Raw genomic sequence first — 17,677 nt, 5'->3', positions numbered from 1 at the left:
ATAATTGCTTATATTCAGATAGTTATATCTTTAACTTCTATTGTCAGAAGACCTGCCAAGATTGATTAGTTTAAAGCTTTCGGGAAATGAAGCTGAAGAACACTGATAGGAAATCAATCTGCGCTTTGTGCTTTTGCCTTTCTTATTCACTCAATCTTCATTATAATTAATTTTCTGTAAGCTATTTGATAACGTTCATTTAGCTAAAAATGTATTTGCATAATACTAAAAAACTAATTTCGATAGTTGTACTATTGAATATTTTTCAGTTTGCTCATGGTCAAAGTAAACTGGACAGTATTCAACATCTCAAAGAGGTTGTTGTTACGGTCAGATCATATAAAGAAGTAATTCCCGCACAAAAGTTAACAGGCGAAGACCTAAAGGCTCTCAATAGTTTCTCTGTTGCTGATGCCATCAGATATTTTTCAGGGATACAAGTTAAGGACTATGGAGGCATAGGAGGACTCAAAACAGTCAATATCCGCAGTATGGGTACGCATCATGTAGGCGTATTTTATGATGGTATACAATTGGGAAATGCCCAGAATGGACAAATCGACTTAGGAAAATTCTCCCTCGACAACATGGAGGATATTTCCCTATATAATGGGCAGAAGAGCGACATATTTCAGCCGGCTAAAGATTTTGGTTCATCTGGCTCAGTATATCTTCACACTAGAACTCCTCAATTTTCAAAAAACAAAAATTATAACCTGAAAACTACTTTAAAGACCGGTTCTTTCGACTTAATAAACCCTTCGGTCTTATACGAACACAAAATAGGCAATGACTTAAAAGCTTCTTTTAATGTCGAAATGATGAATACTTCGGGAAAGTATAAATATCGTTACAAGAGAGTTTATCCAGGTTTAAAAGAAGTGATGTATGATACTACGGCTGTACGCAAAAACGGAGATGTTTTTTCTTTCCGTTCAGAAGCCGGTTTATACGGTACGATCCCTGATGGTTTGTGGAAAGTTAAATTATATTATTATGATTCAAACAGGGGACTTCCGGGAGCTATTGTCAATAATGTGTGGAAAAATTCGCAACGTCAGTGGGACAGGAGCTTTTTTGTGCAAGGCTCTTTTCAAAAAAGTGTAACGAATAAATATGAAATACAGGCTAATGCAAAATTTGCTTACGATTTTATGCGCTTTCTCAATCCGGATACCACGACTATGCGTATTGATAATTCTTTTCATCAACGGGAATGGTATGGCTCATTAGCTAATAAATATGCTATAACTCCGAATTGGGATATCTCGTTATCTACCGATGTACAATATAATTCTCTGAGTTCGGATATGCCCGGCTTTTTCTTCCCCCAGCGGACAACTTCGCTGATAGCACTGGCCAGTGCCGTCGAAATGGGCAATTTCAAAATACAAGGAAGTATCCTTGCCACATTCGTCAATGAAGATCTTAGAATTGGGAACTATAATCCGGATTCTCCCTATCAGGATACTGTTGTTGCCGCTCCAGATAAACAAGAGTTGACCCCCGCATTTTTTATTTCTTATAAGCCTTTTCGAAACAAGGATTTAAATTTCAGGGCTTTTTATAAAAAAATATTCAGAATGCCTACATTCAATGACCTGTATTATACAAACATTGGCTTTTCAGCGCTAAAACCGGAATTCACACATCAGTTCGATGTCGGGTTCCAGTATAGCCGTTCGTTCAAAAATGGATTTATTAAATATGTCCAAATGCAGGCAGATGCATACTATAATGAAGTAACGGATAAAATTGTGGCTGAACCGGCAAAGAGTAGCCTATATCGCTGGACCATGACCAATATAGGGTCCGTAGAGATATGGGGAATCGATGCCTCTTTGTCCGCTGCATTTCAATTGCTTTACGATATAGGTATGAATCTAAAACTGGCGTATACGTATCAAAAGGCACAAGATTTTACAAGGAAAGATAATCCGGTACTGCAGGAAATGAGTTATGGCGGGCAGATAAACTACATCCCCTGGCATAGTGGTTCGGTAATAGCCAGTATGACACATAAATCGTGGCAGCTTAATTATAGTTTTATATATGTTGGGGAACGTTACGAAAATTCTGTCAATATACAAGAGTTTTACCAGCAACCATGGTATACCCATGATATGGCTATTATCAAAAACTTCAAGATGAATAACATCAATATGCGTATTGCGGGTGAAATCAATAACCTGTTCGGCCAAGACTATGAAGTAGTATTAAATTATCCGATGCCAAAACGAAATTATAGAATCTTATTGACTATAGAGCTATGAAAAGAACAATATACTTATTTCTATTTACTATTATAATAACGTTCGGCTTCAGTGCTTGTCGCGAAGATATAGAAATGATTCTTTCTGAAGACCAACTTATGGGAGAGCCCAGGGAAGTTACCGGATACAGAGGCTTTTATTTGCTCAATGAGGGTAATATGGGCAGTAATAAAGCAACTTTGGATTATTATAATTTCGAAACCGGAGTTTATACACGGAATATCTATGCCGAAAGAAATCCCACAGTCCCTAAAGAAATGGGGGATGTAGGCAATGATGTTGGTATTTATGGCAGTAAATTATATGCAGTAATCAATTGCTCTAACAAAGTAGAAGTAATGGATGCCCAGACGGCCAAACGAATCACCCAGATAAATATTCCCAATTGCCGCTTTATTAAATTTCTCGGAAGATATGCATATATAACATCCTATGCCGGTCCTGTAATAATTGACCCCAATTACGAGCAGATAGGCTATGTCGCAAAAATAGATACCACAACTCTCAAAGAAGTAGATCGTTGCCTTGTGGGATTTCAGCCCGATGAGTTAGAGATCGTGGATGGTAAAATTTATGTCGCCAACTCGGGAGGTTATATGGGAGCTAGCAACACAACAGGTTATGAGCGGACTGTATCTGTCATAGATATAAAAACATTCAAAGAAGAAAAACGGATAGATGTTGCATATAATCTGGAAAGAATAAAAGCCGATAGCCGTGGTGACCTTTGGGTAAGTTCTCGCGGAGATTATAAGGGACTGCCAGCCCGTCTTTATTTTATTAATAAACAGTTGCAAAAGGTAACAGATACTATTCCTGTCGCTGCCACAAACTACTGGATCGACGATGATATGTTATATGTTTACGGAACAGAATGGAGCCATATCACTCAAGATTGGACTATATCTTATAGTCTTGTTGATACACGTACCCACAAAATAATTACTAAAAATATCATAACAGATGGTACTGATAAAGAAATACAGAAACCTTATGGTATCATGGTTGATCCGGAAACAAAAGAGATATACATAACCGATGCCGGAAACTATGTAACTCCCGGCCTTCTATATTGTTTTAGCCCGGAAGGGAAGAAAAAGTGGGTGGTGCGTTCAGGAAACATACCGGGGCATTTCGCTCTGCAACCTATATATAAAAACGAATGATTATAAGACATATAAATAATTGACAAAACTAAATTCTCATATTATGAATAATAAACACTTATTGATTTATGTGTTGTTCCTGTTCGCCTTTCTGTCAGCATGTTCCGACAGTAGTGACGAGGACGTTCTAGCACCAGCGATCTCCGGACTGGAAGATAAATATACTGTACTGGAAGGAGATGCCCTTGATCTGAAGCCTGTTATTACAAATGGTAATCCGGAGAACTATAGGTGGCTTTTGGATGGTCAGGAAGTAGCGAATACATTAAATTACACCTTTAAAGAAAGGGTAGCGGGAAGCTATAAACTTGTGCTAAATGTTACAAATGCAGGAGGAAGCGTGCAAAAAGAAATTGAAATTACTGTCGTGAAAAGAGATTCCCCTCCTGTTATTACAAATTTGGATGAGAAATATGTAGTTGATGCGGGTACAGAACTGAACTTATCTCCCTCGATAGTTAGCGATAGCGAAGTGACGTATTCATGGTTACTGGAGAGTAGGGCAGTGGCAGATACCAAAGACTATGTATTTAAGACCTTAGAGTCCGGAAAATATAAGTTGATTTTGAATGTAACGAATAAAAAAGGTACAACTGAAAAAGAGATTATAATAATAGTAAACGGAGAGAGTATCAAAGTTGAGACTCCGGTATATACTATTCTTTCACTTGAAGCCCCGGCATACTTAACCAATGTAGAAAACGTAAAATGGGAAGTTCTGGATGCTCCGTCCGATTTGTACAGGCTTTCTTCTGCAAATTCTAAAACAGCAATGTTCGTTGCAGCTAAAATGGGAGAATATAATTTACATGTGACAGATGGAGAAATAAAAAGCGTAATAAAGATTACAGTAAAAAAAACGGAGAAACAATTAAGTTCTTATATATCCAAAGTCTTTGACTATCTCCCCGCCCCGGGTCAATTTGTTAATAAATTACCCGAATATACAGAAGGTGATACACATGCAGATATGGTAAGGAAAGCAAACGAATGGCTGGTTGGAGAAGATGCCTGGATGATTACCCTTGGAGGATGGGGGGGATATGTTACAGTTGGATTTGACCATACGATTATAAATGTTCCGGGAAAACGTGATTTCAGAATTAACGGAAATGCCTTTGGCGCCAATTACGGGCGTCCGGGAGCTCCTTTTGGCGGAAGTTGCGAACCCGGTATTATCATGGTCGCATATGATAAAAACAAAAACGGAAAACCTGATGAGGATGAATGGTACGAAATTAAGGGTAGCAGTAACTTTTCTGCTGATAATGAGCCTTGGTTTTCTTATGCAAAAGAAAATAAGAATGATACTAAAGTTTACCGTGACTATGAGATGACATATTATAAACCGGCGAAAGAAGATCCGGAAATAATTGGTGAGCCTGATAATCCAAACGCATATATGACAATCGAAAAATATATCCGATGGAAAGATAATAAGAACAATAGTGGATATAAAGTAAAGAATGTTTACCATCAGCAAACCTATTATCCGGCATGGATCAAGGAAAATCAGATGACTTTTAAGGGGATACGATTGCCAGAGAATGGAATAAATGAAGGGAAATATGTTCCCGGTATTAATGAGGCTAGCACCTATTTTGTTTTATATGCTTTCAGATACGGATATGTGGATAATTATCCGAATCTGGATGATAATTCGGGCATTGATATTGACTGGGCGATAGATAAAAATGGAAACAAGGCTGATCTGCCAGGTATTGACTTTGTGAAAATATACAACGGAATAAACCAGGAAAATGGGTGGCTTGGAGAGTGCTCTACCGAAGTTGAACGAGGGGAGGATCTGCATATGTCAGGAAAAAGTATAAATACTATAGACGAGTAATCGTAATTAATTAATCTTGTTAACAAAAAGTAAAACTTATGAAAAAATTATTCTCTTATCTAATTCTGATTTCCTTAATAACACTTTTTTCTTGTTCGGAAGAAAATGTAATTATGGATAACTCAAATGTGTCGGGTGCAAAAGAAAATACATTTACTGTACAAGGACAACCTTATGATTTATCAAAATCGACAATTAGGGGTATTGAATCAGCGTATTTAACCAAATCAGCAGATACTTCAAATGGGGGAGATCCGGATTTCACAATGGATGATGTAAAATTCTGGGTGGGAACAGGTACGAATAAAGCAGCATTGGTTATAGAATGGCATGATGGTAAAACACCCGATGCTTTAGTCTGGGGGTACAAATGGAATGGAGATGCGTATGGTATTGACATGCTCAGGGAAATTGTAAAGGCGGACCCAAGGCTTATCTTCCTAACTCATATGACTGGGTCTATGGGTTATACTATTGCCGGATTGGGGTATAATATCAATAAATCAGGCAGCCACTATCTCATTTATAACAATGAAACCAATAATCCTATATATCCGGTAAACGGGATAGTGACTACAAATGCTTACAATTATGATAGCTGGACATATTCAGACGCAGCTGATCACTGGTGTGCAGGATGGTATAATGGATACTGGAGTTATTGGACCAAAGATTCGTTGGCAGCCGCATGGGGATACTCAAGCTGGGGTGCATCAAGCCGTAAACTCATCAATGGCAGTTGGGATGGCTGGTCTTTCCTTGATGATATGAGCCAATGGGAAGGAAATCAGTTAGGAAGTAAATTCTCGGCAGCATTGCCAGACTAATTTTAAACTATTTTAAATACAAAAATGAAAAAAGCAGTAAATTACTTATTTATTCTAATGAGTTGTATAGTTTTATTCAGCTGTAGTGAAGACTATGACGACTCTTATCTTAGAGGGGAGATTGACAAAATCAAAACAGAGGTTGAGTCCTTAAAGAATCAGGTGTCATCCCTTGAAACGATTGTGGATGCCTTAAACAAAGGGAAAGTTATTACCACCGTTGAAGCATTGAGTGATAATAAAGGATATAAAATAACCTTTAATGATGCTACCTCAATTGAAGTGCTGAATGGGGAAAAAGCTCCGGTTGTTGGAATAAAAGAATCAGACGGTATATATTATTGGACAATAATAACCGATAAACAAACAGATTTTCTGACCGATAAAGATGGTAATAAACTACCTGTTTCCGGTAAAAATGGAGAAAGTCCAAAGGTAACGATCGATTCTGAAGGATACTGGACGATAGATGGAACCCGGATCGAGGATGCGAATGGCGACTTGGTAAAAGCGCAAGGAGATTCTTTCTTCAAAGAAATAGAAGAAAATGAAGATACAGTTACATTTATTCTCGCTGATGGTACATCTATTGTTATACCCAAATCACAAGGCACATTCCTGTCCTTTGAAGTTACTTCGGCTGTCTTTAATGCAGGACAGGCTCAAAGGTTGAGAATAAAGTTTGCTAATATTCAATCGATGGAAGTCATTTCGAAACCGGAGGGATGGACAACAAATATCCATATACCGGACAAATATGTAAATGTTGTAGCCGCACAAAGCGGATATGGTATAGGTGAGCTTAAATTGCAGGGTATAGACAAAAACGGACTAACTTATTTAGCTGTAGTAAAAGTTAGTATTGCGGGTAAAGGCTATTCTGCCGTTGATGGTGTCTTCATTCTGAATGAAGGGAATATGACCACAGAAAACGGCTCGTTAATTTATATATCCCCTGAAGGCCAATTATATGATCGTGTTTATAACAGCTCAAATGGAACAGAACTTGGTAATGTTACACAAGACTTGTTTATTCAGAATGGGAAAATGTATATAATTTCTCAAAATGGAAGAAAAAATCCAATAGGAACTGGTTTCGAAAATGATGGCATGTTAGTCGTAGCTAACAGTGAAACTTTAAAAAAGGAAGCTTCTTATAATGATGAACTTTCTAATCTGAACTGGCCGACTCATATTGCTGTACTTGATGATGAAAATATCTTTATAAGGGATAATTATGGCGTTCATTTATTCAATAGTAAAACAAAAGAATTGACATTGATTACCGGAACAACAGGCGCTAAGAAGAACAGAATGGCTGTGGCAGACAATAAAGTTTTTGCTTCCATTGGCAGCAAGCTGGTCGTACTGGAGAAAGGAAAGACGAATGTGACCCAAACAATTGACATGGGTGCGGCCATCAGTGGCGTAATCAAATCGAAGGACGGTAATCTATGGGTGTCTACAACTGGGTCTCCGAATAAGATATCAAAAGTGAGCAGCAGTAACTATTCTACAATAAAGACGAACGAGATAACTATCGGTAAAGTTGGAGCAGGAGCAGGAGCTACACCGGGTATTACAGCAAAAGGTGACACACTTTATTATAGCAATGCCTCGACTACAATATATCGTCATATCTTTAGTACCGGAGAATCGAAAGAGATGGTAAATGCAAAAACATTCGTTACCAATGCAAATATTGTATATAATAATATTGCTGTACATCCGAGGACCGGAAAAGTATATTTGAATACAATAAAAGCCTATGGATGGGATTTTCTTATCAATAATATAAGTGTATTCGATCTGGAGGGTACAGAGCCGGTGCTAAGTAATAATTACCAGAATTATACCCATTTCCCTGCCGGAATATTTTTTCCTGCTGATTTTCAGTGAATAAAATGATGATATAATTATAAAGGCTGGCTGCTGCGCAAAGTTAGTTAGTCCTGAAAGATATCAGAGTAAAAGATAACAGCTTTCAAATCTATAGGTTGAAAGCTGTTTCTTTATATCTTTCCCGGTTCACAGACTACGAAAAGCCTGTGATCTCTAATATTCCGCCTGAATAAGTACAGGAAAATGATCTGAAGGAAAGCGCCCGTTTTGCATATCGTTCAGCACACCGTATCTCTTCACCTTAATATCAGGGGTTACCCATATATAATCTATACGGTTTTTTGCTTCAATATCTATCTTGAAGCCATTAGAGGTACCTACGGTTCCGTAACACGGGTATTCGCTGATTGTATATGAATCTTTCAATAGCTTATCATTAGATAATATAAGGACCGGTGCGTCCGTTGGCACAGCATTAAAATCACCTGTAACAAATATACTGCTCTTATTTCCTGCTATTTGCCTGATCCGTGCCAACAAGAGTTTGGATGATTCCTGACGGGCAATCTTTCCCTGATGGTCATAATGAACATTGAAAAAATAGAATTCTTTTTCATTGTTCTTATCCCTGAACTTACCCCAAGAGCAAATGCGGTTGCAGCATGTTGCATCCCACCCTTTTCCCGGAACATCCGGAGTTTCGGAAAGCCAGAAGTTACCGTTATCCAACAGTTCGAAGCGATCTCTCTTATAAAAGATAGCAGAGTGCTCGCCTCCGTCTTTACCGTCATCACGTCCGGCTCCGATATAGACATAACCATCTAATTCTGCAATATCATCCAGCATATGCTTAAAGCCTTCCTGAGTTCCAAATATATCGAAATCGTGGAACATTATCAGTCCCTTCACCATTTCTTTACGATTGGGCCAGGCATTTACGCCGTCGTTCGGAGTATCCATCCGGAGGTTGAAAGTAGCAATAATCAATTCGTTCTTGTTGTCTGTGATCCCATCCATTGCTCGTGATGGCATTGAAATTGCTGATAGGACAGCAAACAGGTACAATAATATTCTTGTTTTCATATTCTTTTTTTAATTATTCCCAGCCGGGATTTTGTTTCAGATTCTTATTTTTATTGATAGCCGACTGTGGTATTGGATAATAATATTGACGTCCGTTGCTATACCAGATACGAGGGTCTGCATCTGACCAGGTAAGATTGCCAGAAGTAGATCCGGTCAAACCTTGCTGTGTACCGTCTCCTACGGAAACCGGCGTACAACTGGCTGGTAAGCCTGATGGTTTTTCTCCCTTATAGAAGATAACATCCATAGTACCATTGTGGTCAAGATCCATTTGTACATTCAAAGCCGGTACATATATTCCTGTCCAACGCATGGTCATCAGTTCGCCACATTTCCATCGTTTAAGATCTGTAAAACGAAATCCTTCCAATGCCAGTTCGATAGAACGCTCGCGGCGTATTTCGAGGATTACGGGGTCGGATATATCCGGGAAGTAGTTTTCCTGGAAATATGTATCTACTTTGGTCGGTTTATTATTTACACCTCCTGTAATACCTGCACGTGTGCGCAATTTCCCTACGGTGTTTGTCCAATCAGCATCCGTAAGAGTCCCCAATTCAGCTTTAGCTTCGGCATAATTAAGTAATACCTCAGCATAACGAAACAATGGTATTGCATTGGTATTCAAAGCTCCGGCATCATATTTCGAAGCATCGAGAGTATATTTTATCGGTTGATAGCCGGTATAAGAATACCCATTGAAATTGGGCGGAACAAGGGCTCCGTCTCTCTTATAACCGGGTGTACGGATTGTCTGGGCTAGCCTTTTATCCCTATTCTGACATTCTTCGTAAAACTGCATAGTTTCGTATCCTGCACGGTCTGTATAAGGTGTACCATCTATATTAAGAAACGTATTTACAAAGGTACGTATCATACTAAAGCGTGCTCCATATGTTCCCGATGTCCACCACCAGTTTGCCTGGCCTAAAATAGCTAATCCTGCATCAGCACAACTGGCAAGCATAACTTCAGATGTAACCGGTTTATCGTTTATAAATAAAGCCCGGAACGATGCATCTTCACCCGCTCCCGTATAAATTGTATAATCGCTTTCGTTCATTAAAACTTCGGATGCACTGATTACTTCCGTATACCATTTATCCACTGTATTGGTCAGGCCCAGATCTGTATGATAGCGGCGAAATGAGGCTTCAAACAAGCAAATACGCGATTTCAACGCGTATGCAACCCATTTTGTAACTAATGAACCTGTATTATCCTTGGCAAGGGAAATGTTTTCACATGCATAATTGAGATCTTCCAGAACATGATCCATTACCACTGTACGTGAATCCCGGCCTGCATAAAGTAATTCGTCATCGATGGTCAATGGTCGGTCTATCCACGGCACATCACCGAAGCGTACAATTTTGGTGTAATAGAAGTAAGCACGAAAGAAACGGGCCAAACCTATATAGTGGTTTCTTACAGATTCGTCTATTGCTTCGCTGTTACAGTTTGCAATAAAATAATTTATATTGCGTAGATCTGACCATGACCAGCCCGAGCTAAGTTCGGCCGAATAAGCTCCTTCACGTATAAAGTTATCAAAACTGGTAACGGCACCATAATCGCTCATTGCATCCTGCCTGAATCCGTCTGCAACGGACGGGAGCATATTGTAGAAAGAGTAAGAATATGTTTGCAATCCTTTCTCTGTGCCGAATATTGTTTCTTTGGTTACTGAATCCTGCGGCATTTCATCTAAAGAGCAGGAAGAAAGAAACAGTAGACAGATACTTATCGAAAAATATATAATTCGTTTCATATTGTTCATTGATAGTTTTTATTAAAATGTAATAGACAAACCTAAGCTAAAACTCTTCATTAGCGGATAGCTGTTTCCATCTCCGCTGCCACGTTTTCCGTTCAGGCCCGATGACATATCGGCGTCGGTAAGATCGGGGTCGGAACCATATATATTTGTTACATCCAGATCTTTTGTGTGTTTGTAAAGAGGAGACCAGTTCCATATATTTTCGGCAGAAGCATATACACGCATATTTTGTATTTTGGCTTTTGTTACTATTTGTTTGGGTATAGTATATCCGATCTGCAAGTTTTTCAAACGGATATAGGCTACATTCTGCAAATAGCGGGTCTGGGGAGTTTCTTTCAAAGAATTATTATACCCTGCATAACGCGGCAAATAGGCATCTTTATTATCTTCTGTCCAGTAGTTGCCCATATGCCACTGAGGTAAATTATTGTAAGGACGATTATATTGTCCCCAGAAAATACTTTCAGAACTGGGATACCAGTCCTGCTTTCCTACACCTTGGAAAAATGCCGAAAAGAAGAAGTTATTCCAATCTGCAGCGATATTGAAACTGTACGAATAGCGGGGAAGCATGTTTCCGATAACCTTTTTGTCGCCATGGTCGTCAACCGTATTGTTTCCATAGTCTATAACGTTATCGTTATTGAGATCCTTTATTTTCACATCCCCGGGATAGGTTATACGTTTAGATGACGATTGTATCAGCGTCTGGTCAGCATGGTTGTCTATATCTGCCTGATCGGAAAACAAACCTTCCGTCACATATCCCCAAATCTCTCCGACTCGCTTATTTACATAATAGTCGTTGAGATCTCCTGTGGCGTTGTTATATCGGTCTATTGTAGATATATAATCGGACAACGTACCACGTATATTGTAGTTGAAAGGCTTACCACGCAGCATGAACTGATCTTGCCATGTCAGTGTTATTTCCCATCCTTTAGTCGTCAGGTCGGCATAGTTACCTTTCGGTGAAGTGGCTCCGAAAACATCGGGTAAAGTTTTTCCTACAGTGTACATATCTTTTGTCTTGCGGACATAATAGTCGCCCGAAAAGCTGAGTCTGCTGTTTAGCATACTAAAATCTAACCCTGCGTCTGTTGTTGTTGCCGTTTCCCAGGTTAGTCCGTCAGGTAACACATCCGGGGCATTGGTATATTTGTTTTTAAGCCCGTTTAATACTCGGTCTGATGTCTTGATAGACAATAGTTCGAGATAACTGTAAGGAGAGATATTACCATTACCCAGCGAACCATAGGAGGCACGCACTTTAATATCCGAAAGAATACTACGGTTTACTTTCCAGAATGGTTCTTCCGATATACGCCATCCTCCCGAAACTGAAGGAAAGAACGCCCATTGTTCTTCGTTAGGAAACTTGGACGACCCATCGTAACGTCCGTTTACTTCCAATAAGTAACGGCTGTTGAATGCATAGTTGAGGCGGAAGAACCCTCCGGCTACACGCCATTTGTTATACCCACCAGAAGTTGTAATGGCATCACCTAAGGCCAGATTTATATTTTCCAGATCGCTAAGCAACAACCCATTACGCTGAACATTAGTGCTTTTATATCTTGATTGCTCGTAGTTATACCCTATCATCCCTTTAAAATAATGCAGGCTGTTGAAAGTGTCTTCGTAATCGGTATAAATATTGGTAGCAAGGTATTCTGTTCGCATGCTGCTTTCTTTCAGGTCATTATACTGAGTACTAAGCTCCCTTATTTCACCGTCATTGATGCTATATGGAACAGGCACACGGCGTTGTGTTTGATTATTATCGGTATTGCGGAATGTGAAGTCTCCTTTGATATGAACCTTGTTTTCCAGAAAAGAAGCTGTGAATCCGGTAGTATTCTTTAAAATCCGGTTATTAGTATCAATTCCATTCTTTCCATAGATAAAGTCTCCAATAGAATATGCGGCAGAGAATGTAAGGCTGCCATCGGGATTGAAAATGGGGGAGGAGGGGTGTCCTTCGTCAGAAATATTACGCCAGATAGAACCACCTTCTCCTACATTGATGGGATTGTGGTAATCCATATTAGAGAAGTCCATATTATTCTCTATTTTTAACCAATCATATACCTGTATCGAACCTTTTGCACGCAGGTTCATCATTTTATAATCGTCAGTATTATATTTGAACAGACCTCCATAACCATAGAAACGTCCTGATAGGTAATAATTCAGTTTCCCATTATTTCCGGTTATAGATAAATTATGATCCTGAGCATAAGTATTCTTCTTGTAGAGGGCATCATAATAATCTTCGTTACCGTAATAAATATATTTGCCATTGGCATCTACGGTAACCTGACCGGTGGTGCCCTGTTCCTTTCTTTTTCTGAACTCTTCCAACCATCCAAGTGAAAACTCTTGGGATTTATTGATATTCTTAGGATCGGCAGAATAGTTGTTCCACGCATGATAAGCTTCATAGAAATGTGAAGCATATTCGTATCCATCTGTAACAAAGTCTGGTACAGTGACAGGCTTTTGTATAGAAAAGCTACCGGAATATGTAATGGATGTTTTATCTTTTGCAGGTTCTTTAGTTGTGATCAGTACCACCCCAAATGTACCGCGTGCGCCATAGATTGCTGCCGAAGCGGCATCTTTTAGTACAGTTACACTGGCTATATCATTCGGATTAAGCATCGAAGGATCACCTTCTACTCCATCTATCAAGATCAGGGCGTTTCCCCCCTGTCCTATGGATGTGGTACCACGTACGTTATAACTGGCAGAACGGGTTGGCTTGCCATCTGTCAACTGAATATTCAGATTTGGGATCGCACCTTGCAAGGCTTGGGTAACATTCGGTACAGAGCGATTTTCAAATACTTCGCTGGTTATTTGATCTACAGCTCCGGTCAGGTTAACTTTTTTCTGAACACCATACCCGACAATGATTACATCATCTAAAGTCTTGGAGTCAGGTTGCAGTATGATTTTAAGATATGTTTCATTCCCTAATGTTATTTCTTGTTGTTTATAGCCTATAAAAGAAACAACTAAAATTTCTCCTTCTTCCGGAACCTGAAGAGTAAATTTACCATCTACATCGGTCAGAGCACCGAATGTCGTACCTTTTACTGAAATGGAAGCGCCTATTATAGGCTCGTTCGTAGAATCTAATATAAGCCCTCTTACTACCCTGCGGCTTTGTGTCTTACTATTCTCTTTTTCTACAATAATAGAACTGATTGCCTCTGATTTGAGTAATTCATTTTCCCTATCATAGGATGCAGCATACAGCTGTTTTGATGGGTACACGAAATACAAAATTAAACAGCAGGCAAAAAAAAGTTTCTTCACCAAAATTTTCATTGATTTTAATTTAGACATTAAACAAATACAAATAATTACTTTTAGCTAGTGTAGTGATGAAATATAATATCGATATAGCTTACCTCACACGCAACGAAGGTAGAGTATGCTTATTAAGATTTTTTATCAATATTGTTTTATTATTATTAACAAAGGTTATGGTGTTTCTAGATGCAAATCATCACCCCTGTTTATCAGGATAATGAGGAAGACACGGATTATGAACCCGGATACTATATATAAAAAATCGGACATTGCAATTTTGTAAGCAATGCCCGAATAAAGTGATGTATGAAAAGAGAGTAAGTTTAGAAGATATATTTTAGTCCAACCTGACCTCTCCAGCGAGAATAGTAATCACTATATGAGCGCATGTTGAAATCAGCATCGTGTAAGAACTGGAACTGGCCATTACTGAAGTTGACAGGGCTGTAATAAGTGGACGATCCTCCGGCAGATGCGTAGCGTCCCCATTTTTTATTCAGCATATTCCCTATATTCAACATATCGAATGAAAGCTCAAGCGAATGAACTTTGTTGCATACATTGAAATTGAGTTTCTGTGCAATGTGGAAGTCAAAGTGATGTTCAAAATCCTCATTGTCCGCATAACGCTCATAATATGAGCCCTGGTGTTTACTCAGATAAGGATCATTTGCAATCCAGGCTTTCATATTGGCCTTCTGCTGATCGGCAGAATAAGCAGTTGTAGACAGGAACGGCATTTGGTCGATCTGAGCATTGGTAGGTATAAAAATCAGGTCGTTGCCATTTGAGCTATCGCCGTTCAAGTCACCGTTATAATATATTGAGTAAGGAGCCCCCGATGAACCTGTATAAATGAGGCCTACAGTAGTTGTCCATGAGTTACAGCCGGTATTACCGTATTCTTTATGGTAAAATATTGAGGCATTGATACGGTGAGGGATATTAAAGGCTGAGAATCCCAGTTCAGGATCGTTGGAATTACCTCGTGTATAGTTATAAGCCCAATTCGATTGTGCTACGGAAGAAGTACCGCTATTCAAAGACTTGGAACGCGTGAATGTATAAGAAGCCATCAGGTCCAACCCGAAGTCAAACTTCTTTTCACCTTTCAGAGATAAATTGTAAGAATAACCCTTACTTGTATTCGACAGGGCATAAATATATGCATAGTCGGTTCCCGTAGTTACTCTTCCAAACATTGGACGCTGATCGAATTCCAGACCTGAAACGGTTTCACCCAGAGTTTTTCCATTCACATCGTAAGCCAGATTCTGGTAAAGAATATCATTCAGCGTTTTAGAATAGATGGCTTCAGCAGTCCAGTCGATACCACCCAATTCAAAATCCAGGCCTAAGTTTAGACGAAGATTCTGAGCAAATTTGAAATCATCACTGAATACATTGATAGTCTGGCTACCTGCGGCAGTCAATTTATCTGTATTTTCCCGTTGCCTGTTTGGATCGAGAATCAAAGACAAATTACCTGCGGAAGTAGTATTGTATGTAGATAACTGGATACCTGTATTAGAGAAATTATTACTTAACCATACAAAAGGAATACGTCCCGTAAAAATACCAACCCCTCCTCTGAGAACATATTTGTTATCTTCACCTGCATTCCAGCGGAAACCCAAACGTGGAGAAAACATCGGGGAACTGCTTAATTTCTGGTTTGTTTTGAATCCCCAGCTTTTAGAAGCCGCATATTCATTAAATCCGGCATTCTCGGCAGGAGTATCAAAAAATAAAGGGATATCCATACGAAGGCCTAAAGTCAGGTCGAGTTTATCCGTCACATTCCATTTATCTTGAGCGTATAAGCCTAATTGTCCGGCTCCGAATGCTGCTTTCCATAAAGGATCGCCCGTTACATCTACATTTGCCTGAGAGAATCGGTACTGACGGATTTTACCTGCATAGAAATCGTCTACACTACTAAAATAATAGGTGCCGTAAGCATCCTGAATGAAGAGGTTGGCAAAATTATAGAACTCATTGTGGGTACCGAATGTCAGGGTATGATTACCTTTATATAATGTAAGGTTATCTGTAAAAGACCATATGTCCTGATCGAGTGAGTTGGCCATAGAAGACCGTTCATTACCTATATTTAACGTACCGTCTCCTACATTTGAAATCTGAATCATCGGAAACGGAGATCCCGGGTCGCGCCGGTCACGTGCACGAACATATGATGTACGGAATTCATTACTTATATTATCTGAGAAACGACTTTGTAATTCTGCAACGAATGTATTGGTTTTAGACACAAAATCATAACTATAATCGGAAGTATTCAGATTTGATGCAGAACTCACACTATTCAATTGTTTTGCGGAAACGAGACTCCAGCGAAAAGCAGCTTTATGTTTGTCATTAATGTTCCAGTCCAATCTGGCACCTGCTTTATCCGACTTTGTGTACACATCAGAGCTACTGAATTCTCCATTATAGGTTACCCCTTGTGCTTCGGCCATCTCCTTTATTGTATTCATTATTCTTTGTGCATCGGTTGCACTGATTTTCGAAGCAGGATCGCCTAAGCCATATGCATTGGGATATTCTTTGTTTGCTTTCTCATAATTGGCAAAAAAGAATAGTTTGTTTTTAATAATAGGCCCTCCAAGGGTAATTCCGGTCTGATATTCCGATTGCTTGTCGTATTTTTCGCTGGTCTGGCCGTTCATCAGCGTATATTTTTTACCTATTAGATTTTGATTGTTGCCAAAGCCATAGGCTGACCCGTGGAAAGTATTAGTTCCCGATTTTGTAATGGCATTGATGGCACCACCTGTAAATCCCGATTGGCGTACATCAAAAGGTGCGATGTTTATCTGGATTTGTTCGATTGTTTCCATAGATACGGGCTGAGTTCCCGCCTGCCCGCCATTGGAGCCGTTACTTGTAAGGCCAAAAACATCATTATTCATCGCCCCGTCTATCTGAAAACTATTGTAACGGTTGTTGATCCCGGCAAAGGACATTGCTCCTGTATTACTTATATTCACCTGTGGATTCATGCGGATAACATCGGCAATACCATGTGTGATAGAAGGCATACGGGTGATTTCATCAGCATTCATACTTGTTGCTGCCCCTGTTTTATTTGCAGCGACACCTGATTTCCCGATCACTACCACTTCATTTAAGGATTGGGTTGATTCCTTCAGGAGCGTTGAAATATTAGCTGTTTCTCCTAATTTTAGAGTGATTTGGGAAAATACGGCCGTCTCATATCCTACATATGATATTTTGATCATATAAGGGCCTCCGGCACGCATACCCTGGATAGTATAACGCCCGTCTGTATTTGTAGCACCACCGTAGAACGTTCCTGATGGTTCATGAACAACCTGAACCGTAGCTCCAATAATGGCTTCATTGTTTGAATCTGTTATTTTGCCACTTATCGATGATGTGGTGACCTGAGCAGATGCAAAGTAATTTATACCTGAAATGATTAACAATAATAAAATAATTCTTTTCATATAGTTTGCCTATTTTAGTTCGGCACAAAGCAATAGGAA

9 protein-coding genes are annotated in these 17,677 nt (G+C 39.3%); 5 read left to right on the top strand and 4 right to left on the bottom strand.

Annotation, left to right across the window (positions count from 1 at the left end):
* The first annotated feature begins 209 nt into the window (after positions 1–209).
* Genes ACFO6W_RS08545 through ACFO6W_RS08525 form a run of 5 tightly spaced genes read left to right on the top strand, consistent with a single transcriptional unit; the run spans position 210 to position 8,014 of the window.
* Positions 210–2,273 carry a TonB-dependent receptor gene (locus ACFO6W_RS08545; RefSeq protein ID WP_379995304.1) on the top strand — a complete coding sequence of 688 codons (2,064 nt, stop codon included), beginning with the start codon at positions 210–212 and terminating at the stop codon, positions 2,271–2,273.
* Entirely contained in the window at positions 2,270–3,439 is a 1,170-nt protein-coding gene (locus ACFO6W_RS08540; protein ID WP_379995302.1) for a YncE family protein, read from the top strand. Before ACFO6W_RS08545 ends, ACFO6W_RS08540 begins: the two co-directional genes overlap by 4 nt.
* Before the next feature lie 43 nt (positions 3,440–3,482).
* Positions 3,483–5,288 (top strand): PKD-like domain-containing protein, encoded by a 1,806-nt coding sequence (locus tag ACFO6W_RS08535; protein WP_379995300.1) that lies wholly within the window; start codon positions 3,483–3,485, stop codon positions 5,286–5,288.
* Positions 5,289–5,326: 38 nt separating this feature from the next.
* Entirely contained in the window at positions 5,327–6,115 is a 789-nt protein-coding gene (locus tag ACFO6W_RS08530; RefSeq protein WP_379995297.1) for a hypothetical protein, read from the top strand.
* Positions 6,116–6,139: 24 nt separating this feature from the next.
* On the top strand, positions 6,140–8,014 hold the full coding sequence (locus tag ACFO6W_RS08525) for a DUF5074 domain-containing protein (RefSeq protein ID WP_379995295.1): 1,875 nt from the start codon (positions 6,140–6,142) through the stop codon (positions 8,012–8,014).
* A gap of 156 nt (positions 8,015–8,170) precedes the next feature.
* On the opposite strand, the gene ACFO6W_RS08520 is transcribed toward ACFO6W_RS08525, so the two are convergent.
* The 4 genes from ACFO6W_RS08520 to ACFO6W_RS08505 all read right to left on the bottom strand — a co-directional run bounded on the left by ACFO6W_RS08520 (position 8,171) and on the right by ACFO6W_RS08505 (position 17,638).
* Positions 8,171–9,040, bottom strand: a complete 870-nt coding sequence (locus ACFO6W_RS08520) for an endonuclease/exonuclease/phosphatase family protein (protein WP_379995293.1) — start codon at positions 9,038–9,040, stop codon at positions 8,171–8,173.
* 13 nt (positions 9,041–9,053) lie between these two features.
* Positions 9,054–10,814, bottom strand: a complete 1,761-nt coding sequence (locus tag ACFO6W_RS08515) for a RagB/SusD family nutrient uptake outer membrane protein (RefSeq protein ID WP_379995291.1) — start codon at positions 10,812–10,814, stop codon at positions 9,054–9,056.
* A gap of 21 nt (positions 10,815–10,835) precedes the next feature.
* On the bottom strand, positions 10,836–14,108 hold the full coding sequence (locus tag ACFO6W_RS08510) for a SusC/RagA family TonB-linked outer membrane protein (protein ID WP_379995289.1): 3,273 nt from the start codon (positions 14,106–14,108) through the stop codon (positions 10,836–10,838).
* Positions 14,109–14,470: 362 nt separating this feature from the next.
* Positions 14,471–17,638: a TonB-dependent receptor gene (locus tag ACFO6W_RS08505; RefSeq protein ID WP_379995287.1), complete on the bottom strand. Its 3,168-nt coding sequence runs from the start codon at positions 17,636–17,638 to the stop codon at positions 14,471–14,473.
* Positions 17,639–17,677 lie beyond the last annotated feature (39 nt).

Source organism: Dysgonomonas termitidis, assembly GCF_042654545.1.
In the GTDB taxonomy this organism is placed as follows: Bacteria; Bacteroidota; Bacteroidia; order Bacteroidales; family Dysgonomonadaceae; genus Dysgonomonas; species Dysgonomonas termitidis.
Note: the sequence above shows the minus strand (reverse complement) of the source record. Positions and strands in the feature narration are given on the sequence as shown.

What these genes read in the sequence shown, in the direction of transcription:
- ACFO6W_RS08545 (WP_379995304.1), top strand. Translation starts at nt 210, where the DNA reads ATGTATTTGCATAATACTAAAAAACTAATTTCGATAGTTGTACTATTG.
- ACFO6W_RS08540 (WP_379995302.1), top strand. Translation starts at nt 2,270, where the DNA reads ATGAAAAGAACAATATACTTATTTCTATTTACTATTATAATAACGTTC.
- ACFO6W_RS08535 (WP_379995300.1), top strand. Translation starts at nt 3,483, where the DNA reads ATGAATAATAAACACTTATTGATTTATGTGTTGTTCCTGTTCGCCTTT.
- ACFO6W_RS08530 (WP_379995297.1), top strand. Translation starts at nt 5,327, where the DNA reads ATGAAAAAATTATTCTCTTATCTAATTCTGATTTCCTTAATAACACTT.
- ACFO6W_RS08525 (WP_379995295.1), top strand. Translation starts at nt 6,140, where the DNA reads ATGAAAAAAGCAGTAAATTACTTATTTATTCTAATGAGTTGTATAGTT.
- ACFO6W_RS08520 (WP_379995293.1), bottom strand. Translation starts at nt 9,040, where the DNA reads ATGAAAACAAGAATATTATTGTACCTGTTTGCTGTCCTATCAGCAATT.
- ACFO6W_RS08515 (WP_379995291.1), bottom strand. Translation starts at nt 10,814, where the DNA reads ATGAAACGAATTATATATTTTTCGATAAGTATCTGTCTACTGTTTCTT.
- ACFO6W_RS08505 (WP_379995287.1), bottom strand. Translation starts at nt 17,638, where the DNA reads ATGAAAAGAATTATTTTATTATTGTTAATCATTTCAGGTATAAATTAC.